A 23,425-nucleotide genomic window follows, 5' to 3' on the forward strand; every position below is an offset into this window, starting at 1 on the left:
AGATGCGTGCGCGCGGCACAATGCGCCCTGCGGGCACTTCGGCCCACCCCGCAGTGCTACTGGCTGAGCCCCTGCGGCAGCAGGGGCAGCACCTGTGCCAGAGTCATTGGGGCCAGCAGCAGGGCCACTACACCGGGGTCTGGCTCTGCAAAAATATGGGGATAATCTACCTCGCCAAACTGCGGGTGCACGGTAAAGGCCAGCTGCTCCGGCCCCTGGGGGCAAAATTGCGCGTCCACGCCGGGCTTGTTGCCTCTGGCGTCGAGCCGCCGCCACTGGTGCTGGTCTTTGAGCCACACGGCGTTGAGCCCGTGCAGCACCCGCTTGAGGGTCGTGCTCGTCAGCCAGCCCCAGCAGCTGGTAGCAAAAACCTGTGGCAATGCCATTGGCCCTGAGCAGGGCCGCCAAAAGGTGGGCCTTGGCGTAGCACAGGCCTTCGCCAACGCGCAGTACATCCGAGGCGCGGCAGGTAACTGCCGTGCCGCCGCAGTCTATGGAATGGGCAATGTGATCGCGCACAAAAACATAGGTTGTTTCAATGAGCTCCATTTCTGTTGCACATGCTGCCGCAATGCTGGTGGCCTTGGCCCTCACGGCAGGGCAATGGAAATCGATTATGTCCGATTTGCTCAGGCAGGCTTGCGGTGCTGGGTGGAATTGGTGCATCATTATAAAACTATATCACAGGCACGCGGCATGCGCAAAATTAAGGGCGCGCCCGTGGCGGGAGGCGCATGGAACATTTGCAGGGCCGCGTGGCGGGCGTTGTGCTGGCGGGGGGGCTTTCTACCCGCATGGGGCGCGACAAGGCCCTGATGCGCTTACACGGGCCGGACAGGCCCGACCTTCTGGCGCGCGCACATTCCCTGCTGGCAGAGCTGCTGCCCCGGTGCTGGGTTTCGTGTCGGGCAGATACCCCGCGCAAAGGATACGAGTGCCTTTTTGATGCAAAGCCGGATCAGGGCCCTGCAGCGGGCATACTGGCGGCGCTGCATGCGGCGCAATCGCAAGGCTTTGCTGCAGTGCTGGCTCTTTCGTGTGATATGCCCCTTATGGACGCTGCCACTCTGCGCAGGCTTCTGGCCGCACATGCGGCGGCACCGGCTGGCACACTGGCCACTCTCTATGTTGATGCGGAAAGCGGCAGGCCAGAGGCGCTTGCGGCAGTATACGAAACAGCATCGCTGCCCCTGTTTGAAAAATGGCTTGCCATGCCCGGTGGCCGCCTCAACTGCATTGTGCCGCAGCAGTATCAGCGCTGCCTGCCCTACAGTGTGGAAGAATCACGCCCCTTTGTGAACCTGAACCGCCCGGAAGACGTAAAAACGGTGCTGGATATTCTTGGCGTGTCTCTTTAAAGTTTTTTGGCTCACGGTATCTAATACAAACGTGATAATACGCGACCGCATACTGGCCGCCCGTAATATTTGTCCTCCGGCGCAGCTGCGCGTCTGCCCGGAATGCGGAATGAACAGCGCGCGAACAACTTTGTCGGGGCAGCGCCATTGGGTGCCCTGCGGCAATCTGGAGCAGACATGGATATTGGGGCTTATACGTTTAAGGAATTTCGCCAGCTTGCAGAAAATTTTCATGGTTATGCGGCTCCCGGTCTGCTTGTGGGCGGGTATATGGTTGAACTGGCCAAGCGCCATCTGCCCGAGGGCACACTGTTCGAGGCAGTGGTGGAATCTGGCAAGTGCCTGCCCGATGCCGTGCAGCTGCTCACCCTGTGCAGCATTGGCAACAACTGGATGAAGATTCACAATCTGGGGCGTTACGCGGTTTCGCTGTTTGACAAACACACGGGCGAAGGTGTGCGCGTGAGCCTCGACCCGGTGAAAATGGCCGCGTACCCCGAGCTCAAGGCCTGGTTCTTTAAGGAAAAAGCAAAAAAAGATCAGGATATTGCCCTGCTGGAATCAGAGATTGAAACTGCTGGCGACTCCATCTGCAATGTTGAGCCCATTACCGTGAAGCGTCGTTTTATCGGGCACAAGCACATGACCCGCATACTTTGCTGCCCTGTGTGCGGCGAGGCATATCCGGTGGAGGACGGCCCCGTGTGCCGTGGCTGCCAGGGCGAGGCCCCCTATGTTTCTGCGCGGCGCGAGCTCAAGGAAGACTGTCAGGCTCTTGCCGCAGAGCGCCACAAGGCTGCCGCTGGCGTGCGTGTGGTGCCGGTGGAAGAAGCCGTGGGCAAAACCGTGGCCCATGACATGACGCGCATTGATCCCGGTCAGTTCAAGGGGCCGGAATTCAAGGCCGGGCAGCGCATCTCTGTGGGCGACATATGCCGTTTACAGCAGATGGGCCGTTTTCATGTGGCTGTTACCGATGATACGGCCACGGGAACCGGCTCCTCCAGCCCGGAGGCACTGGTTCACGAAGACGAGGCTGCAGAAATTTTTGCCCGCCGCATGGCAGGCGAGGGCGTGACCTACGAGCTGCCGCCCCACGAAGGCAAGATTGATTTCAAGGCTGCCTGTAATGGTCTTTTCTGCGTGGATGTGGAGCGTATGACGCGCTTCAATCTTGTGCCCGAGGTCATGGTTGCCTCGCGCCAGGACGGCACTCTGGTCAAGGAGGGCGGTGCCCTGTGCGGTACGCGCGCCATCCCGCTGTACATCACCCGCGAGCGCATGTCGCAGGCGCTGGAGGCGCTGGAAGGCGGGCCGCTGTTTCGCGTGCTGCCCCTGCGCAAGGCCCGTGTGGGCATTCTGGTGACCGGCACCGAAGTGTTTCAGGGAATCATTGAAGACAAGTTTATTCCTGTCATCACGGCCAAGGTAACTATGCTCGACTGCAACGTGGTGCGTACCGATATCGTGCCCGACGACAAGGCCATGATGCGCGCCTCTGTGGCCGCCATGCGAGAGGCCGGGGCCGACCTTTTGATTACCACAGGCGGGCTTTCGGTAGACCCGGACGACGTGACCCGGCAGGCCCTGGTTGAGGCGGGCCTTACCGATGTGCTGCACGGCGTGCCGGTGCTGCCCGGAACCATGAGCCTCATGGGCCGCATACCCGGCCCGCAGGGTGACATGCAGGTGCTGGGTGTGCCCGCCTGCGCCCTGTACTACAAAACCACCTTCCTTGATCTGGTGTTGCCGCGCATGCTGGCTGGCCGTGGGCTCACCCGTGCCGAGGCCGCCCGCATGGGCGAGGGCGGCTACTGCCTGTCGTGCCATACCTGCACCTATCCCAAGTGCTGGTTTGGCAAATAACTGCGGTTGCCAGTAGCACCAAAAAGCAACAACGCTGTTTCAGAGGCTCCGGCTCCGGTCGGGGCCTTTTTTATTTTTCTGCAAAATTATTGCCCGTGAGCCCAGTAAATGTGAATGAAAAAGAGTAATGATTTCAGCATTGCTTATTTGGAAATATGTACATTTATTGTGACAATAACACATTACTGTGTTGTCTGTTTGTGCGGCATCAGTCTGAAATGGCAGAAGAATCTATTATATTGAGAAATAGATCACAAATTGGTTAACTTCATTTAAATATCTGTAACTATCTTGCGATATCACGTTTTTTTAAGTATGGTGATAACAAATCTCCATCATTGTTACAGACGCCGCATGCCGGGCGTTGGTTAAGGCTGAATTTCGGCCCTTCCGTTGTGTGACAGGCCAAAAAAAGGAGTATCATCATGAAAAGCACCCGGAGGAGTTTCCTCAAGGGCGTCGGTGCAGGAGTTCTCTGCCTCTCATTGGGGCAGCTGGGCTTCGACCTGGGCGAAGCCCAGGCTTACGCCGTAAAACTCAAAATAGAAGGCGCCAAGGAAGTCATCAGCGTCTGTCCGTTCTGTTCGGTATGCTGCCAGGTCATTGCCTATGTGCGTGACGGCAAGCTTGTTTCGACAGAAGGCGACCCTGATTTCCCCGTCAATGAAGGTGCGCTCTGCGCCAAGGGCGCAGCGCTCTTCAGCATGTACACCAATGATCACCGTCTGAAAAAGCCGCTTTACCGCGCGCCCAACAGCGATCACTGGGTGGAAAAGGACTGGGACTGGACTCTTGCCCAGATCGCCCGCCGGGTGAAAGATACTCGCGACAAGGATTTTATTCTCAAGAATGCAAAGGGGCAGTCGGTTAACCGGCTCGATTCCATCTTCTGGATGGGAACCTCGCACGCTTCCAACGAGGAATGTGCAGTCATTCACCAAGCAATACGCGGCCTGGGTGTTGTCCATATGGACCACCAGGCACGGGTCTGACACAGCCCCACTGTTGCGGCTCTGGCAGAGTCGTTCGGACGCGGTGCTATGACGAACCACTGGATCGATATCAAGAATAGCGATGCAGTGCTTATTATCGGCAGCAATGCCGCTGAACATCATCCTGTCGCCTTCAAGTGGGTTATGCGGGCCAAGGACAACGGGGCCGTGCTCATGCACGTTGACCCCAAGTTCTCGCGCACGTCTGCCCGGTGCGACTTCCATGTGCCTTTGCGCTCGGGAACGGACATTCCTTTCCTTGGCGGTATGGTCAACTACATTCTGGAAAACAAGCTGTACTTCAAGGAATATGTTGAAAAGTACACCCATGCCGGCTTTATTGTTGGCAAGGATTACGCTTTCAGCGATGGCCTTTTCAGTGGCTATGATCCGGTTACGCGCACATACGACAAAAAGACGTGGGCGCTGGAAATGGACGCTGACGGCAAGCCCGTGGTTGATCCCACCTTCCAGAACGAACGTTGCGTCATCAATATGATGCGCCAGCACTATTCCCGCTACACGCTCAAAAATGTTTCCGACATCACGGGCGTTTCGCAGGAAAATCTGCTCAAGGTCTACAAGGCCTTCTGCGCTACGGGCGGCCCCAACAAGGCTGGCACCATCATGTACGCCCTGGGTTGGACACAGCACACCGTGGGCGTGCAGAACATCCGTCTTTCCTCGCTGATCCAGCTTTTGCTGGGCAACATTGGCGTGGCTGGCGGCGGCATCAACGCCCTGCGTGGTGAACCCAATGTGCAGGGCTCCACTGACCACGCCCTGCTGTACAACAACCTGCCCGGCTACCACGGCACCCCGCGGGCCCCGTGGCAGACCCTGGCCGACTACAACAAGGCCAATACGCCGGTGACCAAGCTGCCCAACAGCGCCAACTGGTGGAGCAACCGGCCCAAGTACATTGCCAGCCTGCTCAAGGGCTGGTTTGGCGACGAAGCCACGCCTGAAAACGACTTCTGCTACAGCCTGCTGGCCAAGCTGGAGCCGAACGAAGACTGCTCGTACATGTTTGCCATGGACAAGGTCTATCAGGGCAAGATGCGCGGCGGCTTCATCTTTGGCGTGAACCCCATGAACAGCTTCCCCAATACCAACAAGATGCGCGCCGCTCTGGACAAGCTGGACTGGCTCGTGTGCTCCGAACTGCATAATTCGGAAACCACGGACAACTGGAAGCGTCCGGGCGTGGACCCCAAGGCCTGCAAGACCGAAGTGTTCTTGCTGCCCTCGGCCCACCGCATTGAAAAAGAAGGCACCATCAGCAACAGCGGCCGCTGGTTGCAGTGGTTTGACCAGGGCGTCAAACCCGGCGGCGAGGCCCGTAACTTTGCCGATATCGTGGTGCCCCTGTTCAATAATATCCGTGAACTCTACAAGACCGAAGGCGGCGTGCTGCCCGAGGCCATCCTCAAGATGAACTGGCCCGAAAAGTACGACGCTTCCGACTGGGCGCGCCGTATCAACGGCTTCTTCTGGGCCGATGCCAAGGTGGGCGACAAGCAGTACAAGCGCGGCCAGCTCGTGCCCGTTTTTGCTGCGTTGAAGGACGACGGAACGACCTCGTCTCTCAACTGGATCTACACCGGCAGCTGGACCGAAGAAGAGGGCAACAAGTCCAAACGCCGTAATTCCAGCCAGACACCCATGCAGGCCAACATTGGCCTGTTCCCCAACTGGTCGTGGTGCTGGCCGGTAAACCGCCGCATTCTGTACAACCGCGCTTCTGTGGACGTGAACGGCAAGCCCTTCAATCCCAAGCGCGCTGTTATTGAATGGGACGGCACCAAGTGGGTGGGCGACGTGCCCGACGGCCCCTGGCCGCCCATGGCCAATGAAGGCGGCAAGCTGCCCTTCATCATGGTAAAGGACGGGCATTCCCAGTTCTTTGCCGCTGGCCCTGCCGACGGTCCTTTCCCCGAGCACTACGAGCCCGCGGAAACGCCTCTGGCGAGCCATCCCTTCTCCAAACAGCTGAGCAGCCCGGTGTACAAGTTCCATACCTCTGATATGGACAAGATTGCCGCACCGGCTGACCCCAACTACCCCTATGTGCTGACCACCTACAGCCTCACCGAGCACTGGTGCGGCGGCGGCGAAACGCGCAATGTGCCCAACCTGCTTGAAACAGAACCGCAGCTCTATGTTGAAATGAGCCCGGAACTGGCCAAGGAAAAGGGCATCAAGAACGGCGACGGCGTCCTTCTTGAAAGCATTCGCGGCACATGCGAGGCCATCGCCATGGTGACGGTGCGCATTCGTCCCTTTACGGTTATGGGCAGAACAATCCACCTCGTGGGTATGCCCTTCGCCTTTGGCTGGACCACGCCCAAGTGCGGCGACTCCACCAACAGGCTGACCGTTGGGGCCTATGACCCCAACACCACCATTCCTGAATCCAAGGCCTGCTGCGTCAATCTGCGCAAGGCTGATAAGCTGACCGAAATAGGCTAACACGCCGGGCGCACTCCCAGTGGGAGTGCGCCCGCCAAGGAGCATTGCTATGCCGAAGACTTTTTTGATCGACACCACACGGTGCACGGCATGCCGGGGCTGCCAGTTGGCCTGTAAGGAATGGCATGACCTGCCTGCCAATGAAACCAAGCAGCGCGGCACACATCAGAATCCGCCGGATCTGAACCCCAACAATCTTAAAATTGTTCGTTTTCGCGAGCGCATGAAGCCCGATGGCACGGTTGTGTGGAACTTCTTTCCCGACCAGTGCCGCCACTGCCTCACGCCCGTCTGCAAGGATGTGGCCGATATGGCAGTGCCCGGGGCCATTATCAAGGACGCCAAAACCGGTATGGTCATCGCCACCGACAAAAGCGCCCAGCTGAGCCCGCAGGACGCGCAGGCCGTCATTGACGCCTGCCCCTACAACATTCCCCGTCTCGATCCCAAGACCAAGCGCCTGACCAAGTGCGACATGTGCATTGACCGCGTGACCGCTGGCATGCTGCCCATCTGCGTCAAAACATGCCCCACGGGAACCATGGCCTTTGGCGAAAGGGAAGAAATTCTGCCCATGGCCAAAAAGCGGCTTGAAATTGTCAAAAAGACCTTCCCCAAGGCATTTTTGGCAGATGTTCAGGACGTGAGCGTCATTTACCTGCTGGCAGAAGAAAAAGAACACTACTACGAACACGCGGCCTTTATGTAGGACGAGTGCTGAAGGCTCCCGCAGTCTGACCGCTGCGGGAGCCGGAAAAACCAGAGCGGGGGCTTGGCAAATCTTTCGCTTTAGTTCAACATTTGGGCAAGATCGACAAAGTCGCATGCACGGTGTGCGAAGTATATGTTGCTGGTGTGGCCCGCTGTTTTTTTGCATCACTTGGATAGAGCTTGTTCATATTGGATGACGTTGGTGGCTGTGCGCAGCAACCCCGCGGAGCTCGGACGCTGCGATAGTGCGTTTGCTCCGGGGCAGTCGTCCTGCATGCCTTGAAGGTTGCCCTTCACGGCGAACAGCTCTGGATAGCGGCCGGGGCATCTCCCCGGCAATTGGAGTATTAATGGCTGCTACAAGGCAAACCGTTGCCCAAACCCTTGAAGAAGTTATTACCTGGCGTCCTGTACTTGCACCGGTGCTGCGCTCGTTTGAGCCGCTGCTTACCGCTCAGGAAGAGCTTGTTGGCGAGCTGGCTGAAAACCTGAAAAAACAGGGTGTGAAACTGCCCCAGAGCCAGGCCGAGCGCATGGAACAGGGTGTTTCGCTGCTGGCAGACGCAACCTTTGCCGGGTTTGCCCCGGCAGTGCGCACAAGCGCGGAAAAACTGCTGCCCCTGCTGTGCCGCATGGATGCAGTTGTTCCTTATAAGGCCGCATTTACTGACTTTTTTTTGAAATCTGACAAAACTGAAGCTCAAAAAATTGAAGAACTTGTTGCCGCTGTTGTGTCAGGAAACAAAAAAGAAATTGAGGGGCTGGCCGAAAAAATCGGGGTTGACCCTCTGGTGCTGCATTTTGCGGCAGGGTTTGTTGTCGCTCCGGTTTTGCATGCGCTGACTGTGCTTGTGGCATCAGCTGGCGACGAAGCCCCCTGGGAAGTGGGTGACGTGTGGCGGCAGGGCTATTGCCCCGTGTGTGGTGCTTTGCCCACCATGGGTTGGATGGACAAGCCCTCCATTGATGAAAAAAATGCCTTTCTTGCCGGCGGTGGCGGTAAAAAGCACCTGCACTGCGGCACATGCGGTGCGGACTGGAAGTTCCGCCGCGGCGCATGCCCTGCATGTGGCGAAGAAGGCAGTGGCGTTATGGAGCTGCTGCGTGAAAGCGGCAAGGCAGCCCATGGCGAACGGCTTGACTGGTGCACCAAGTGCAAGTCGTATTGTCCGGGAGTGGATTTGCGCGAGCGAGAATTTGTGCCAAATCTTGATGCCCTTGCTCTCGGCATGATGCATCTGGATATGGTGGCGGCCCGCAGAAAGCTCAAGCCGGTCAAACCGTCGTTCTGGAACATGTTTTAGCCGTTCCACCAGTGATTTTGGAATATTTTTTCATGGTGTGGCACGGCGGCTATGCAATATTTGAACCGGATTGTTGCGCTGTTTAATTGTCTCCAGTATGGATATCTTTAAAGATTGCACATGGGTGGCATTATAGGGTAAAACAACCGGCGTGGTGATTGTGGAGGGTGGTGTTGTGCCGCCAATGGCGAGTCGGGGGCCAGGCTCCTGAGCTGTACGAACCCAGTAGGAGGAATTACTGATGAAATATGTGACCTTGTTGCTGCTTGCGTTGAGCCTGGTGTGGGTTGGCGCGGCGCAGGCGCGTGATATCAAGGAAATGTCGCAGGTCATCAAAAAGCCCATTGAGATTCCTGGTGGCACATCCGCTCGCATGAGCGTCATGTTTCCCCACACGGCTCATAAAGGCATCAACTGCATGCACTGCCACCACGAAATGAGCGGTGACAACCGCTACGTTGCCTGTACCGAATGCCACGTCACCCCCGGCGCGCGTGAACGCGACTCCATGAGCATGTTTATGGCCTTCCACTCCAAGAACGGCGACCGTTCCTGCTACGGCTGTCACTCGCAGAAGGCGCAGGAAAATCCCGCCAAGTACGGCGCCAAGTTCAAGGGCTGCCGCCCCTGCCACATGGCCGCCAGCGCCCGCGAAGCCGCCAAGCAGAAGTAGCGCATATCAACAAGGGGCTCATGCCCTTCAATAATAGACAAGGCCCCTCATTGGGGCCTTGTCTATTATTGAAGGGTACAGCAGCGAGTGAAGCCGTATGGCAGACGCGGGCATGTGCCCGCCAAAAGAAAGCACAGAGAGAGGGAGCCGGCAAAAGAGGGCAGGCCAGAGGTATCAGGGCTATACCTATAAGCCCGCTGAGGTCACAGCCAGCAGCTTCATCCATGCAAAATACCAGGCAGTGAATCAAAAAAAGGGCGTTTTACAACGCCCTTGAATGTGTAGCTGCCAGAGTCGCCAGTGTCGTGTTTACAGCCCCAGCTGGGACAGCATGTCGTCAATGGCTCCCTGCGAAACGCCTGCCTTGTCCGGTCCTTTAAGCTCACTGCGCCCCTGGTTGAATTCCTTCACTGCCTGACGGGCTTCGTCCTGCAGTTCCTGAACATTTTTGGTGGGGTCTTTTTCAGCGGCATCCAGCAGCAGGCCCGACGAAACGTACAGCTCCACAACCATGGCTTCAATCTGGTTCAGGGCAGAAACCACGCGTTTGATGCGTTGGCCCGTGATGTCCTGAAAGCTCAGGGTGGTCATCAGAGTCGTAAGGTCCTTGCCAAGCCGGAAATTGTTTGTCTCAAGCTGTATTATGCGCGCGGGGTCGGCCGCTTCGCTGCGCAGTTCGCTCAGAACCGCGTCATTTTTTTCCTGAAATTCAAGCTGTCTTTCAACGATTTCCATAATGGTCATCGTGGCATTTTCAGTATCTTTCAGCACTTCATCGAGCTGGCTTGAAGCCTCAAGAAAAAGAGCGTCGGGGTTTGGGGGGGGCAGTGGCTGACCTTTCGACGCAGCTGAAACACGCTGAAAAATGTCTTTGAGACCCTGGCGCATTTCAGTGCTGATCTGCTTGTAAACAGCGGCTTCGGGCTTTTCTTCGCTCATGCCCGTCCCCTTTGCGCGCGGCGCGGTTAAGTTGGTATGTATAAATCAGCTCTGCCATGCTGGGCACGGCAGAGCTGATTAACGTTACTTGTTGGTCTTAAGGAAGGTCTTGGCGCGAGCCGCTTCGGGCGAGTTGGGGTATTTCTTGATCAGCTCTTCAAGGCGGGCCTTGGCGGCGGCAGCCTGATTGAGCTTGCTGAAGCTGATGCCCTGCTTGAGGTAGGCACCGGGTGCGCTGGAGGACGAGGGGTACTTCTTGATGACCGCGTCATAAGCCAGCGCCGCGTCGGCAAACTGGTTGCGCTGGAAGTAGCACTCGGCCAGGTAATACTGGGCTTCGGGAGCCTGACTGTGGTCTTTGTAGTTTTTCAGAAAATCAGAAAACGAGCGCTGAGCTTCATCGTACTTTCTGGCATTGTACGAATTTACACCGGCGTCAAAAAGCGCCAGCGAAATGTCTTTTTTGGGAGCCTGAACCTGCGGCTCGGGCTGGGGGCTGGGCTGGCCCCATGTGCTGGAACTGGGGTTGATGACGCCCTGAGGCGGCGTGGAAACCGCGCCCTGGTCGCCCGCGGCAGAAGCCGCCGCATAGCCCGTGGTGCCAGCTGCCAGACCGCCAGCGGCGGCCTGCCCGTAAGAGGGCTGCCCATAGCTGGGCTGGCTGAAAGCGGGCGCAGCCTGAGGAGCAGCCTGAGGAGCCGCCTGGGGCGCAAACTGGGGTGCAGAGCCGGAACCACCGCTGCTCATGGGATCACCCAGATTCAGGTTCAGCGCCATGCTGCGCTCAACCTGACGCAATGCTTCGTCGTGCGCACGCACGCGGGCCACCAGGGCATGTGCGCCACCGGCATTCTGAATGTCGTCAAGCTGCCCCTTGAGCGTGTTTACTTCCTGACGCAAGGTCTGAAGCTGGTTCCAGGCATCGGCCTGAGCCGGTTGCATCTGGCGCAGCTGCATGTCTTGCTGTTGCACCTGCTGTTCCAGTGAAATGCTGCCGTTGCCGCTGCTGGTGCTGCCGCCCATGCAGCCACTGAGGGGCAGAGCCGTGCAGGCCAGGGCCAGAATGTACAGAGAACGGAGTGTGCGCATAGTACCCTCTTTCAATTTTGCACTTTTCCCAGAACTTTTTTACGTCCGGTGAAAATATAGATTATTCCTCCCACAATCGGCAGAAAAACTACCAGCACAAGCCACAGGGCGCGCTGTTGCGGGTTTTCAAACTCGTGTCCCCAGATGTGCAGAATGCTCCACAATGTGGGAATCATGGGGAACATTACCACAAGCACATGCCACCAATGAAAGATCATGCTGTTCCTCCCTTGCCGGGGGTTGGTTTGCCGTCCTTGCGGTCGGCAGCAGCCTGGGGCTTGCGCCAGAGAATCAGGCAGGCGAGCACAGCGCCCACAAATATGGCCGAATCGGCCACGTTAAAGGCAGGCCAGTGCCAGTCGCCCCAATAAACATCCAGAAAGTCCACCACAGCGCGGAAGCGCACGCGGTCAACCAGATTGCCCAGCGCGCCGCCCATCACCAGGCCCAGAGCCGTAAACAGCCAGGGGTCTTCGTCAGAGCTGCGCACAAGCATGATTATGGCCCACACCGCCACAACCGTGGCGACGAGAAACAGCCAGAACTGCCACTCGATGTCAGACCTGTTCAGAAAGCCGAATGCCGCACCCCTGTTGCGGATATTGACCAGGTCAAACAGCCCGGCAATAACCGTAATGGGTCTGTGCTCCGGTATGAACTGCATGACGGCCCACTTGCTTGCCTGGTCGAGAACCATGGCAACAATGGCCGCAATGCCGAGTATTCTATAGCGCCTTGGCATTCGTGTTACGCATCCATGCCCTTGATAACAGCGGCGCAACGCGGGCACAGCGTGGGATGCGCAGCATCCGTGCCAAGCTCGGTGCTGTATATCCAGCAGCGTTCGCACTTTTCGCCGTGGGCCTTCTCCACCCCAATGGCCAGACCGGCGATTTCTTCATCGCGGTAGGCATCCTGCGGGGCGTTTTCAATGGGCTGCAGGGCAATCTGCGAAACAATGCAGAAAGCGCGCAGGTCGGTATTCAGGCTTTCAATACGCTGGCGCAGCTCGTCGGCCACAAAAAGGGTCACACGCGTGTCGAGCGAGTGGCCGATAACGCCATCGCGGCGCATGGGTTCAATGGCCTTGGTGGTAGCGCCACGCACGGCGGTGAGCACTGTCCAGTCGTCGCGCTTGCCTTCTTCAAGCAGGAAGGGAGCGGAATCGACCGGTTGCAGTGCAAATACCGTGGGTTCCGTGCCGCGCAGACCTGCGGGCAGATGGGCGTAGATTTCCTCTGCCGTAAAGGAGAGTACCGGGGCCATGTCGCGCAGCAGCATGCCGAGTATGTGCCACATGGCAGTCTGGGCAGAGCGGCGCTCCACGCTGGTGGGGCCCGAGGCGTAGAGGCGGTCTTTCAGAATATCCAGATACATGGACGAAAGATCCGTCACGCAGTAGTTGTGCAGTGTGTGGTAAACCTTGTGGAAGTCAAAATCCATGTAGGCCTGCTGCACGCGGTCATGCACGCGCGCGGCGGCATCAAGGGCAAAGCGGTCGAGCGGCAGCAGATCGTCCAGCGGCAGCAGATCGTCCTTGCCCAGGCCTTCCAGGTTGCCCAGAATATAGCGGCAGGTATTGCGAATGCGGCGGTAGGCATCCACAAGGCGGCCCAGAATTTCGTCTGAAATGCGGATGTCTTCGCGATATTCCACAGAAGAAACCCACAGGCGCACGATTTCCGCGCCAAACTTTTCAATCAGCTCTTGCGGCGCAATGACGTTGCCAATGGATTTGGACATCTTGCGGCCTTCGCCGTCCACCACGTAGCCGTGGGTAAGCACAGACTTGTAGGGAGCCCGCTTGCGTGTGCCCTCGCTGACCAGCAGCGAGCTGTGGAACCAGCCACGGTGCTGGTCTGAACCTTCAAGGTACAGGTCGGCGGGGTAGGCCAGTTCCGGGCGCTGTTCAAGCACGGCGGCAAAGCTGGTGCCAGAATCAAACCACACGTCCAGAATGTCTGTTTCGCGCTTCCAGTGATTGCCGCCGCAGTGGGGGCAGGCAAGGCCCTGAGGCACTATTTCCGAAAGCTCGGCCTCGTACCAGTAGTCGCAGCCCGTGGGGTGCTTGGCAAACTTGTCGCAGATGTCGCGCATCCACGTGGGGTCGTTCCAGGCTTCGCCGCAGTCTTCGCACAGCAGGGCCATGATGGGCACACCCCACTGCCGCTGACGCGAGATGCACCAGTCGGGCCGGAATTCGATCATGTTGTGGATGCGTTCGCGGCCCCAGGCGGGGATCCAGCGTACCTGCTCGTCGATGGCCTTGAGGGCGCGGCCGCGCAGGTCGTTCTTTTCCATGCTGATAAACCACTGGGTGGTGGCGCGGAAAATGACCGGCTGCTTGCAGCGCCAGCAGTGCGGGTAGGAGTGCTTGATCTTGGCCTGACGCAGCAGGGCGCCGACTTCTTCAAGCTTTTCAATTACCTTGGGGTTGGCTTCAAAAACATTCAGCCCGGCAAAGAACTGCACGGTAGGCAAAAAGCGGCCCGCGTCGTCCATGGGCGAGTAGATTTCAAGGCCGTATTTGAGGCCCACTTCGTAGTCCTCGCGACCATGGCCGGGGGCGGTGTGGACACAGCCCGTGCCAGCCTCGAGGGTAACGTGCTGGCCCAGGATGATGGGTGACACGCGGTCGTAGAAGGGGTGCCGGGCCTTGAGGCCCTCAAGCTGCTCGCCGGTGGCACGGCCAAGAATCTGCGGGTCGCTCCAGCCAAACTGCTCGGCGCACGAGGCCAGCAGCTCTTCGGCCAGCACATACTGGGCGTCGCCAGCCTGTACAAGCACGTAGGTAAATTCGGGGTGCAGGCAGACCGCCATGTTGTCCGGCAGGGTCCAGGGAGTGGTGGTCCAGATGACCACAAAGGCATGGGCGGGGTCGGCTGCGGAAAATACGTTTTTCAGCCCCTCGTCCTTGAGCGGAAAGCGCACAAAGATGGAAGGCGAAGTGTGGTCGTAGTATTCAACCTCGGCTTCGGCAAGGGCGGTGTGGCACGAGCAGCACCAGTAGATGGGCTTTTTGGAGCGCATGACGCCGCCGGTTTCCACAAAGTTGGCAAGTTCGCGAGCGGTGGCGGCCTCGTAGGTGGGGCGCATGCTCATGTAGGGATCTTCCCAGTTGCCAAGCACGCCGAGACGGCGAAATTCCTTGCGCTGCACATCGATCCACTTTGAAGCGTATTCGCGGCAGAGCTTGCGCACCACATGGGCAGGCAGGGTCTTTTTCTTTTCCTTCAGTTCCTGCTCGACCTTGTGTTCGATGGGCAGGCCGTGACAGTCCCAGCCGGGAACATAGCGCGAGGCAAAGCCCGCCATGTTGCGCGATTTGACAATGATGTCCTTGAGAATCTTGTTGAGCGCCGTACCCATGTGGATGTGCCCGTTGGCGTAAGGGGGGCCATCGTGCAGCACATAGGTTCCCTTGCTGCCGGAAGCCTCAACCATGGCCTCGTAGCTGTTGATGGTATCCCACTTTTTCAGGGTTTCCGGCTCACGCTGGGCCAGGTTTGCTTTCATGGGAAAGGCGGTCTGAGGCAGGTTCAATGTTTTCTTATAATCGCTCATGCTGGCTCCCGGCGCAGTTCAACTCAAGGACTTGGCTATATTCGTAAGGTGAAAAAATCGATCTAGTGTGGGCAAATAGCGGGGTAAAGTCAAGAAGAGCAGGACGCAGTGTTCCTGCTGGCGTGGGCTGACGGCGCTCAGGCTATGGTAAAAAAGTTAACTGGCCAGTTTGAAAAATGCTGTCAAACAACTGCATTGCCGCACGGGTGTGCCACAGTGCTATGGTACACAGGTTGGCGGAACAGGCGGGCAAAACTGCATGCCAGAACAGGCAACTGCTGGCTGGCTATCCCGGTCGGAATGCGTTCCAGGCAGGCATGTCATGCCTGCATATGGCACGGGGCATATGCGCCAGTAGCCAGATCCTGTTGTCTCCAAGGGCAACCGGCGTTCCGTGCCCTTGTGCTTGTCTGCCCGCTGCCCGGTCAGAAGTTTGCCGGTGTGCCTTCCAGTGCCTGTGCCAGTTCACGCAGCGCCGCAAGGCTGTCTTCTGCCTCTTTGGGGGTCATGACGTGCAGGGCAAAACCGGCATGTACGATCACGTAATCGCCGACCTTGGGTTCCTCGGGCAGCAGCATGACAGAAGCCGTAAGAAAGGTCTGGCTTTCGCCCACACGCACGCGGGCCATGCCCTCGCCCTGAAGCTCTTCAATTCTGGCTGGTATGGCAAGACACATAATTGTTTCCTCTTGAAAGGCAGATAATCACTCACAGGGCCACGGCAAGGCCATGACTCTTCCACAGACTTTCAGCTTATCAGTGCGGCAGGCTTGACGCAAGGACACATTGGCTGTGTTACGGCAAGGGGCTAAAGTTGTGAGGTTTTATTACCCGTGAATCTTCATTTTTGTGGCTGCCACCCACCAGTCGAACGGCTGTGCTCTTGTGACCCCCGACTGTGAAAATATAAAAAGGCGGTAATCGATGCCGGTTACCGCCTTCTGTTTACCTCTCTGCGGTTCTGCCGCAGCGGGTCCTTCATGCGCCAAGCTCTCTGTACAGTGCCTCGGCATTCTGGATGGAACGGTATGCCCCTTCATTCAGCGGATAGTCCCACGAGCCGCTGCGCAGCTCGATGCGGCCGCCAAAGCCCGCCTTGAATCTGTGCAGCCCGTTAAAAGGGTGCGCGTCGTCTGGAGTGGGCGAAACAGCGCCCATTTCGTAGGTGAGACAGCCGCGCTGCCGCGCAATACGCATGCCTGTCCAGTGCATGAGACTCGAGGCCATGTAGTTTCGCTTTATGTTGCCTGAAGCCCCGTACAGAAAGTTTGCGCACTGTCCCGAAATGCCGATTATGGCGCCGGAGAGAATGTCGCGCCCGTGCCGGGTCAGCAAAAAGATAATATTCGTCCCGTCCTTGTTACCAAACTTGCAGTGGAACATGGCCGAGAACTGCTGCATGCTGCAGGGGATAAATCCGTTTCTTCTGGCAGTCTGCACATACAAACCGTAAAAATCGGCAAGGCTGTCGCTGTCTGCCATATGCACGGTCACGCCCTTGCGCTGGGCCAGCCCGATATTGTAGCGGGTCTTGGGCTTCATTCTGGCCAGTATGTTGTCTTCACTTCCGTCGAGGTCGACAACCAGAGAGCTTGCCACAGTCATGTCTGTGGAAGACTTTTTCAGGTTCCAGTATCTGGTGCCCATGTTCATGCGCATTTCGCGGATGCGCGGCTCGGGAAAGGCAGACCAGCCCTGTTCGTGCATTTCTTCTGCATACAGCGACTTCCACGGCAGGTCGTAGCGTATAAAGGCCACATCCGGTTCCAGCCGGTCAGCCAGTGCAAGGGAGAGGTCTTCCAGATACTGGCCGTACGAATCCTCAGCAGGGGCGTGTTCCGGACCCTGCGGCACAAGGGCAAGCTTGTGCCCGCAGTGGTCTTTTACAAGCACCAGCACGTCGCCCCAGGTTTCGGAAGAAAGGATGTCAAAAGCCATGGGGGCCATGCCCATCTGCGATTTGACCTGCGCCCAGTAGGGTGTCTGAAACAGGATGTCTGTGGGGTTCAGATTGTTGGTCGCCTTGGCGATCACATCCACCATGATACCTCCCTGTGGTTGGTGGGGATAAGGTTTTTACTCTGCAAACGGCGGGGTGCGGTTGCCCGGTGAAGCTACTGGTCGTAGTGCCCAGCACGTTCCGGCTGTTCTTCCACTTCATGTACTATAAGGTGCAGGGTTCCGCCGTTGGGATTGGGCCAGAGAATTTCGTCACCCTCGGCCAGTCCCAACAGGGCGCTGCCCACTGGAGCCAGAATGGAAACCGTGTCGTCGCTGGCGTCTGTTTTGCCAGGGTACACGAGCTTCAGGCGGCGTTCGACACCTGAAGGCAGAACCGCGAAACGCACTGTGGAATTCATGGTCACCACGGTGGGCGGCACTTTTTCGGGGGCCACAACCGTGGCCCGGTAGAGTTCTTCTTCCAGAGCTTTATAGCCGGGAAAACTGCCGGCGGGCAGGCCTTCCAGCAGTGTTTCCAGCCTGGCGGCATCGCGGGTGGTAATAATAATATTGGGGTAATCTTGCATGTTGTCCTCCATGACACTGCACAGAACGATAGTCGTGGCGTAAAAAAAGAGGGCGTAACCTGTACGCCCTCTTTTTTCTGAACTGTAGGTGTGGGGCGTTCTCAGGTTGCAAAAAAACGGCGAAGTTCAACAACTTCGCTGCCAGTATTTCTTGCAGATTGAACGCTGAAAAACATTGTCTTGTCCTGATGAGAAAAAAAGTTTGTACGCAAAAAAATGAAGCTTTCTTTTTTACGGAAAGCTTGCAGGCACGCTTGTTCCGCGTGTTTCAATTTATAATATCTGTAATCAGCTATGTAGGCAAGCTCAAAAGCAAAAATTCATTTCATGTTGTGAATCATCAATTAATATGATGACTACTGATCTTTTACGAGAGAGCCACGCTTGCGGGCGTAAAAAAAGGCGAGGCCTTGCGGCCTCGCCTTTTGATCACATGCTCTAAAGGCCTAGTGCTTGGAGCCCTTGGAGCGGTCTTTTTTGTCAGGGAAAAGGACGAAGTTCCAGTACAGCACGTAAACCGGCAGTACCACAAACATCATCACATAAGCCCAGCTCTTGGTGAAGAGAAAATACTGATAAAAAGTATTGAATTCCATGAGATTCTCCTCCTAAGCGCGGCTTAGTGTTCTTCGCCCTTGAAGTCTGGGTGTTCGTACAGCACCGGCATGTTGTAAACGATGAAGCGGTAAACCGTGACGATCATGGTCACCACAAACATGGAGATGCAGATTTCCCAGATGCTGGGGAAGTAGCGCTCTGCCGAAGGCAGCGTGTAGTTGAAGGCGACCATGGAAACGTTGAAACGGTTCAGCACGATGCCCAACACGGTGTTGGTAGCGCCAATGCGGCACAGGGTCAGGTTGCGATCGCGCGCGCCCTTGGCGTAGATCAGGGCGGGCATGAGCACAAAGCCCAGCATTTCCACCATCCACCACGCGCCGTAGCCCGTGAAGAGGTAGGGGATGTTGGCCTGCACAAGCATGTCGATGAGCTTGAGCATGAAGTAGGCAAACAGGATGAACGAGGCCGCGCGGGAGAAGCTGAAGGTAACATCGTCAGCTTCAGCCAGGTGGGTCTTGTCCATGTAGTGGTGCACGCCACGGTGGGCCAGCATGCCTTCAAAGACAACCATGGACGCGCCAGCGGCCATGGAGCTTACGAAGAAGAACATGGGCATGAAGGGCGAGTACCACAGGGGGAACAGCTTACCAGGAGCGATCAGGTAGAGCGCGCCGAGCGAGGACTGGTGCAGGGTGGACAGGGTCACGCCGAAGATGGTCAGCGGAATGGTGCACTTGATCACGATCTTGCGGATCTTGAGCAACCAGGGGTAGCGGCACGACAGCCATTCCAGCGGTGCAACCGAGAATTCGATGAGCAGCACTGTAACGTAGGTAGCCACGCACAGACCCACTTCAAAGAGAACCGAGGTCGTACCGGGGAAGAAGAACATGAAGGGCAGACGCAGCGGATGACCAAGGTCATACAGCAGGGCGACAACCACGAAACCGTAGCCCAAAAAGGCCGTGGTGATGGCCGGGCGCACGGCAGAGTGGAAGTGCTTCATGCCCATGATGTAGCAGGCCACGGTGGTGAAGTAGCCGCCCGCTGCAAGGCACACGCCGCACAGAAGGTCAAAGCCAATCCACATGCCCCAGGGCTGCACATCGCTGAGGTTGGTTACAGAGCCGATACCCACGGTAAAGCGGATAACGGTGATGATGAAGCCCACCGTCAGAATGATGGCGGAAATGATATTGCCAGGGGTGGGCGTCAGGAATTCGCTGATATTGAACAGCTTGTCCCTGGTGGGAATAACTATGCTGTGATGTGCCATTTACTTATCCTCCCCGTGCCCTTTGCAGCACTCCGCTTCCCGAGCCTTCAAGGCGTCGGTCATAGCGCGGCGGGCTGTGTCGGCAGCACCCGGACCCTGGGTTTCCTCAATCTTGCGCACGGCTGCGTCAACAGCTGCCGCCAGATCGTCCTTGGTCTCCTTGATGTGAGCGTCTTTTTCTGCCTTGTGCATGGCTTCGCGGCGCTTGGTCATGGCGTAGGCGCCACCAAAGAGCACAGGCCAGAAGGCCACGATCATGGGCACAGTACCCAGAGCGCCGTAGGTCAGCTCGCCCATGGGCTGCGTGCCCAGGTGCTTGTCGAGATCAAGCTGCTTGAGTTCGCTGGTGTCGCCGTGGGCGTCATGGCCCTTGGCGTCCTTGGCAGCGGCAGGAGCTTCAACAGCAGGAGCCAGTACCATCCAGGCGGTGCCGCCAGCGTCTTTTTCGCCGTAAACGTAGTTTACGTACTTGCCGGGAGCTTCGTTGAAGCGGGCACGGGCGATCTTGAGCAGGTCGCTGCGGCGGCCAAAGGTCAGAGCGTCCATGGGGCAGGCTTCAACGCAGCCGGGCAGCTTGCCTTCCTTGAGGCGGGGTTCGCAGAAGGTGCACTTTTGCACCAACGGGTCGAACGCTTCGTCGTACTGGAAGCCGGGCACGTAGAAGGGACAGGCAACCATGCAGTACCGGCAACCCACGCACTGCGAACCTTCGTAGGTCACGCTGCCGTCGGGCTGCTTCTGGAAGCATTTGGCAAAACAGGCAGAGGCGCAGGCCGGGTCGTTGCAGTGGAAGCACTGCAGCTTGCGGAACACGTCCTTGCCGTTGACGTTATACTTGTTGACCACGGTCCACTCATAGGCCGAGGTGCGGCGCTTGGTGGATGTAACCGAAAGGTCGGTAAAGGGCTTCTTGGGCTTGGGCAGGTGGTTAACCGCGTTGCAGGCTTCTTCGCAACGGCGGCAGCCGATGCAGCGCGTGGTGTCATGCAGCACGCCGTAGCTTTCTGCATAATAGGGGAAGGTGTGTACCCCGGCGTTGGCCACCTTTGCAGTGCCCAATGCCGAAATCACGCCCGCGCTTCCCATAATGGCCAGGAATTTTCTGCGATTCATATGCGTTTCTCCGTGCAGTTAGGCGCCCTAGGGGCGGGCCTTATGACAAGTGGTGCAGTCTGTGTTCTTAGGACGACCCACGTTCATACCCTGGTGACAACCCATGCACTGCAGGTGATAGGCAGCCTTGAGGTTGGGACGGTTGGGATTCTTGGGGTCGATTTCCTTGGTGTGGCAGCTGCCGCACTTGGGAGGCGTGGCCGAAAGCGGGCTTCTGTGATGGCAGGTAGCGCACAGAATTTCGGGCTTGTTGTGGAAAGCCGCGGCCAGCTTGTCGCCCTTGATGCGCTCCATCAGCGAGGAGACGTGGCGACGGTGCGTGAAGTTGTTCGGCTCGTACTTGTCGGCCAGAGCGTCGATGGTCACCTTGAGGGGACCCTGCATGGCAGAAAGAGGCTGAACAGTCTTCTGCGACTGCACGGTTTCAGCAGCCAGAGCTTCGTTCTGGTCGGCGGGCAGCTTGCCCTTGATGCCGAGCTGCATCTGTTCCGGCGTCATGGAAGACGTAACATTGTGGCAGGTGGCGCACCATGCCTGGTCGCGCTTGGGAGTCACGATGGCGTGGCAGCCCGCGCATTCGCGCCGTTCCTTGGTTTGCTGTTCGTGACAGCTCACGCAGCTCACAGGGGTGTTACCCTTGGCGCGTTTGGCAATATTGGTGGCGTGCATGGCGCGGTCAAGCGTCACGAAGTTTCCTTCAGCCTTGCCTTCAGTCGTGTGGCAAGTGCTACAGGCCACAGGGTCGCCGGTGTGGTGGCATGTTTCGCAGTTGGCAATCTTTTTCTCATGAATGAGATGATTGAAAACCGAGGGTTTCATGGCCGCGCCCTTGGGATTGGGCTTGGCGCTTACCGGAAACATGACAATGGCCGACGGCGCGCCGCTGTCTGTCGGCTCCAAAGCTGCGGCCGTGGCCGATCCAGCTCCGAGCGCCGTCAGACACGCCGCGCCCGCCAGGGCCAGAGCCGCCAGCAAAAGCAGTGATGTGCCGTTCCTCATGTGCTTGTCCTTTTGCAATCAGACATTACCCCAACGCCCGCCGCATACATTGCAGCGGGTTCCTCCGTACCCCCGATCCCTGCGGGGGCGAACACGCAGATATCGAAACGGTATCCCAGGCTGCAAGACACGTCAAGGAGGGGTGGCCGTTGTAATTGCTTCTTATGCCTTGGAAACAGTGAGCTTGGGATATTTTTCGCTAAAAAAGGAGATACGCTGATTGTGCGCGCAGTTGGCGGAAAACACAGGATTTTTGCCTCCAAATGGCCGTTTTGGCCTTTGAAGGTGGCGGGAGACTAGGGGCAGACCACGTTGGCGGAGGTGATAATTGCCCCGGAAAAAGCTGCAAAATGCTTTTGTGCCAGTGGGATAGCAGTGGAAACCGAGTCAGCTCCCGAAAAACCGTAGATAACTGTCAGCAACTGGCGAGGAACCGTATTTTCGGACGTATTTTCAACAATCATGGCGCGTTGCGAATCACTGCAAGGGCAGCCAAAGGGCCCCAGTCCGTCGGCCAGCAGAGGCATGCGGCAGAGGTCGAGCTTGTCCTTGCCAATGCCAGAATACGCCTCGCCCTCACGGCCCAGTCGTAACACCAGATCGCCCTGCAGGCAGGCCAGGTCATATGTGCCCAGCGAAAAGCCCGTTTCGAGCGAAACGAGGTTGTTGGCGTCCACAGCGGTGTTGATGCGGTAGAGATCTTTGCCCTGACGCAGACGGCGATAAAGGGCCTCGGACGAGATGCGCACACGCCCCGGGTCGCGGCCAAATGCCTTGAAAGCCCGTCGCGAGGGGCCGATCTGGGGCATGCCTGCCAGCTCGGTGTCTTCAAGCATCTGTGCCAGCCGGGGCAGGGTGTGGTTGGCAAAATACTGCCACAGCTGCGGTTCCTGCGGCAAAACAGACGCAGTCCAGAATACGCAGCCAAGGGCAGTATCAGGCCAGATGGCGGCAAGTGCGGGGTCTATGCTAACGATGGGGGCGAGATTTTGCACGGGAGCTCCAGGTACGGACCAGTTGGCCGTCAGACAGGCTATGGCTGGCGTACGCTCTGCCAGAAGCGTTGCGCCGTTTCTACAACCGCAGCGGGTTTGTCCGGGGGCAACCACACTGCCTCTGGACGCGCGCGAAACCAGGTAAGCTGGCGCTTGGCGTAGGCCCGCGTGTTGTGCAGCCATAGCTGGCGGCATTCCTGTAAGGTAAGGCGGCCCTGCAAATGGGCGAGGGCTTCTGCGCAGCCAATGCCCGACCAGCCGGGGGCGGCGGGGTCTGCACATTTGCTCATGGCGGCACGGGCCTCGTCCAGCGCGCCGTATTCCAGCATGAGGTCGAGGCGGCGGGCAAGGCGCGGTTCAAGCCATTCAAGCGTGGCATTGAGCGTAAGCAGGGGACCAGCGCACAGGGGGGGACTCATGGAATTGTCATGCCACCAGGTAAAGGGCCGCCCGGTGCTCTGGAATACCTCAAGCGCGCGGATAATACGCTGTCGGTCATTGGGGTGGATTTTGGCGGCATAGACTGGATCGCAGGCTTGCAGCTCGGCGTGCAGCCGGGGGGTACCCTCGGCATCGACCCGTGCGGTGAGCAGGGCTGTGAGCTGCGGGTCAACGGGCGGAATCTGGGCCATGCCCCGCAGCAGCGCCTGAAAATACAGGCCAGTGCCGCCCACCAACAGGGGCGTTTTACCCCGCGCCAGAATATCGCGCACCTGTTCTGCCGCGGTGTCTGCCCAGCGCCCGGCGCTGATCTTGTTTTCAGTGGGCAGAAATCCGTACAGATGGTGCGGGCAGCATGCGCGCTCTTCGGGCGATGGCTGGGCCGTGATGAGAGGAAAATCGGCGTAGACCTGACGCGAGTCAGCGTTGACCACCTCGCCGTCAAGCGCTTTGGCCATGGCAAGAGCCGCTGCCGTTTTGCCCGAACCGGTAGGCCCGGCAAGGCAAATGACCGGCAGCGGCGTACAGGAAGTTTCAGTCATGA

21 protein-coding genes and 1 pseudogene are annotated in these 23,425 nt (G+C 57.9%); 6 read left to right on the forward strand and 16 right to left on the reverse strand.

Features of this window, described 5'->3' with window-relative positions; all coding sequences use genetic code 11:
* Window positions 1–56 precede the first annotated feature (56 nt).
* Together F8N36_RS00195 and F8N36_RS16310 are read right to left on the reverse strand one after the other, a co-directional pair.
* A complete protein-coding gene (locus F8N36_RS00195; protein WP_291330733.1) occupies window positions 57–386 on the reverse strand; it encodes a hypothetical protein in 330 nt (109 codons plus the stop codon).
* Between the two features lie 10 nt (window positions 387–396).
* Window positions 397–669, reverse strand: a pseudogene (locus F8N36_RS16310) (transglutaminase family protein); the annotation flags it as partial.
* 65 nt (window positions 670–734) lie between these two features.
* Here F8N36_RS16310 and F8N36_RS00200 point away from each other — a divergent pair.
* The 6 genes from F8N36_RS00200 to F8N36_RS00225 all read left to right on the forward strand — a co-directional run bounded on the left by F8N36_RS00200 (window position 735) and on the right by F8N36_RS00225 (window position 9,376).
* On the forward strand, window positions 735–1,358 hold the full coding sequence (locus F8N36_RS00200; RefSeq protein ID WP_291330734.1) for a molybdenum cofactor guanylyltransferase: 624 nt from the start codon (window positions 735–737) through the stop codon (window positions 1,356–1,358).
* Between the two features lie 177 nt (window positions 1,359–1,535).
* The gene (locus F8N36_RS00205; RefSeq protein WP_291330735.1) at window positions 1,536–3,224 is read left to right on the forward strand and encodes an FmdE family protein; all 1,689 of its coding nucleotides are present in this window, start codon (window positions 1,536–1,538) and stop codon (window positions 3,222–3,224) included.
* A 425-nt stretch (window positions 3,225–3,649) separates the two neighbouring features.
* Window positions 3,650–6,688, forward strand: coding sequence for a formate dehydrogenase-N subunit alpha (gene fdnG, locus F8N36_RS00210; protein WP_291330736.1), 3,039 nt, complete (start codon window positions 3,650–3,652; stop codon window positions 6,686–6,688).
* Window positions 6,689–6,737: 49 nt separating this feature from the next.
* Window positions 6,738–7,397 carry a 4Fe-4S dicluster domain-containing protein gene (locus F8N36_RS00215; RefSeq protein ID WP_291330737.1) on the forward strand — a complete coding sequence of 220 codons (660 nt, stop codon included), beginning with the start codon at window positions 6,738–6,740 and terminating at the stop codon, window positions 7,395–7,397.
* Between the two features lie 352 nt (window positions 7,398–7,749).
* Window positions 7,750–8,703, forward strand: a complete 954-nt coding sequence (locus tag F8N36_RS00220; protein WP_291330738.1) for a formate dehydrogenase accessory protein FdhE — start codon at window positions 7,750–7,752, stop codon at window positions 8,701–8,703.
* Window positions 8,704–8,944: 241 nt separating this feature from the next.
* The gene (locus F8N36_RS00225; RefSeq protein WP_291330739.1) at window positions 8,945–9,376 is read left to right on the forward strand and encodes a cytochrome c3 family protein; all 432 of its coding nucleotides are present in this window, start codon (window positions 8,945–8,947) and stop codon (window positions 9,374–9,376) included.
* Window positions 9,377–9,685: 309 nt separating this feature from the next.
* Here the strand turns inward: F8N36_RS00225 and F8N36_RS00230 are convergent, their stop codons facing one another.
* The 14 genes from F8N36_RS00230 to miaA form a co-directional block, all read right to left on the reverse strand.
* Window positions 9,686–10,315, reverse strand: coding sequence for a protein phosphatase CheZ (locus F8N36_RS00230; RefSeq protein WP_291330740.1), 630 nt, complete (start codon window positions 10,313–10,315; stop codon window positions 9,686–9,688).
* 84 nt (window positions 10,316–10,399) lie between these two features.
* The gene (gene ybgF, locus F8N36_RS00235; RefSeq protein WP_291330741.1) at window positions 10,400–11,404 is read right to left on the reverse strand and encodes a tol-pal system protein YbgF; all 1,005 of its coding nucleotides are present in this window, start codon (window positions 11,402–11,404) and stop codon (window positions 10,400–10,402) included.
* An 11-nt stretch (window positions 11,405–11,415) separates the two neighbouring features.
* The gene (locus F8N36_RS00240) at window positions 11,416–11,622 is read right to left on the reverse strand and encodes a PLD nuclease N-terminal domain-containing protein (RefSeq protein WP_291330742.1); all 207 of its coding nucleotides are present in this window, start codon (window positions 11,620–11,622) and stop codon (window positions 11,416–11,418) included.
* On the reverse strand, window positions 11,619–12,146 hold the full coding sequence (lspA, locus tag F8N36_RS00245; protein ID WP_291330743.1) for a signal peptidase II: 528 nt from the start codon (window positions 12,144–12,146) through the stop codon (window positions 11,619–11,621). Before lspA ends, F8N36_RS00240 begins: the two co-directional genes overlap by 4 nt.
* 5 nt (window positions 12,147–12,151) lie before the next feature.
* Window positions 12,152–14,968, reverse strand: a complete 2,817-nt coding sequence (ileS, locus tag F8N36_RS00250; RefSeq protein WP_291330744.1) for an isoleucine--tRNA ligase — start codon at window positions 14,966–14,968, stop codon at window positions 12,152–12,154.
* A gap of 425 nt (window positions 14,969–15,393) precedes the next feature.
* Window positions 15,394–15,645: a HypC/HybG/HupF family hydrogenase formation chaperone gene (locus F8N36_RS00255; RefSeq protein ID WP_291330745.1), complete on the reverse strand. Its 252-nt coding sequence runs from the start codon at window positions 15,643–15,645 to the stop codon at window positions 15,394–15,396.
* Window positions 15,646–15,946: 301 nt separating this feature from the next.
* Window positions 15,947–17,011 carry a peptidoglycan bridge formation glycyltransferase FemA/FemB family protein gene (locus F8N36_RS00260; protein ID WP_291330746.1) on the reverse strand — a complete coding sequence of 355 codons (1,065 nt, stop codon included), beginning with the start codon at window positions 17,009–17,011 and terminating at the stop codon, window positions 15,947–15,949.
* Between the two features lie 71 nt (window positions 17,012–17,082).
* Window positions 17,083–17,496: a nucleoside diphosphate kinase regulator gene (gene rnk / locus F8N36_RS00265; RefSeq protein WP_291330747.1), complete on the reverse strand. Its 414-nt coding sequence runs from the start codon at window positions 17,494–17,496 to the stop codon at window positions 17,083–17,085.
* 446 nt (window positions 17,497–17,942) lie between these two features.
* On the reverse strand, window positions 17,943–18,092 hold the full coding sequence (gene hmcD / locus F8N36_RS00270; RefSeq protein WP_291330748.1) for a sulfate respiration complex protein HmcD: 150 nt from the start codon (window positions 18,090–18,092) through the stop codon (window positions 17,943–17,945).
* A gap of 23 nt (window positions 18,093–18,115) precedes the next feature.
* Window positions 18,116–19,333 (reverse strand): sulfate respiration complex protein HmcC, encoded by a 1,218-nt coding sequence (gene hmcC / locus F8N36_RS00275; protein WP_291330749.1) that lies wholly within the window; start codon window positions 19,331–19,333, stop codon window positions 18,116–18,118.
* A complete protein-coding gene (locus F8N36_RS00280) occupies window positions 19,334–20,446 on the reverse strand; it encodes a 4Fe-4S dicluster domain-containing protein (RefSeq protein WP_291330750.1) in 1,113 nt (370 codons plus the stop codon).
* Between the two features lie 27 nt (window positions 20,447–20,473).
* On the reverse strand, window positions 20,474–21,445 hold the full coding sequence (locus tag F8N36_RS00285) for a nine-heme cytochrome c (protein WP_291330751.1): 972 nt from the start codon (window positions 21,443–21,445) through the stop codon (window positions 20,474–20,476).
* A 296-nt stretch (window positions 21,446–21,741) separates the two neighbouring features.
* Window positions 21,742–22,440, reverse strand: a complete 699-nt coding sequence (locus F8N36_RS00290) for a phenylalanine--tRNA ligase beta subunit-related protein (RefSeq protein WP_291330752.1) — start codon at window positions 22,438–22,440, stop codon at window positions 21,742–21,744.
* 38 nt (window positions 22,441–22,478) lie between these two features.
* A complete protein-coding gene (gene miaA / locus F8N36_RS00295) occupies window positions 22,479–23,423 on the reverse strand; it encodes a tRNA (adenosine(37)-N6)-dimethylallyltransferase MiaA (RefSeq protein ID WP_291330753.1) in 945 nt (314 codons plus the stop codon).
* Between the last annotated feature and the right edge of the window lie 2 nt (window positions 23,424–23,425).

Source organism: Desulfovibrio sp., assembly GCF_009712225.1.
Taxonomy (GTDB): Bacteria; Desulfobacterota; Desulfovibrionia; order Desulfovibrionales; family Desulfovibrionaceae; genus Desulfovibrio.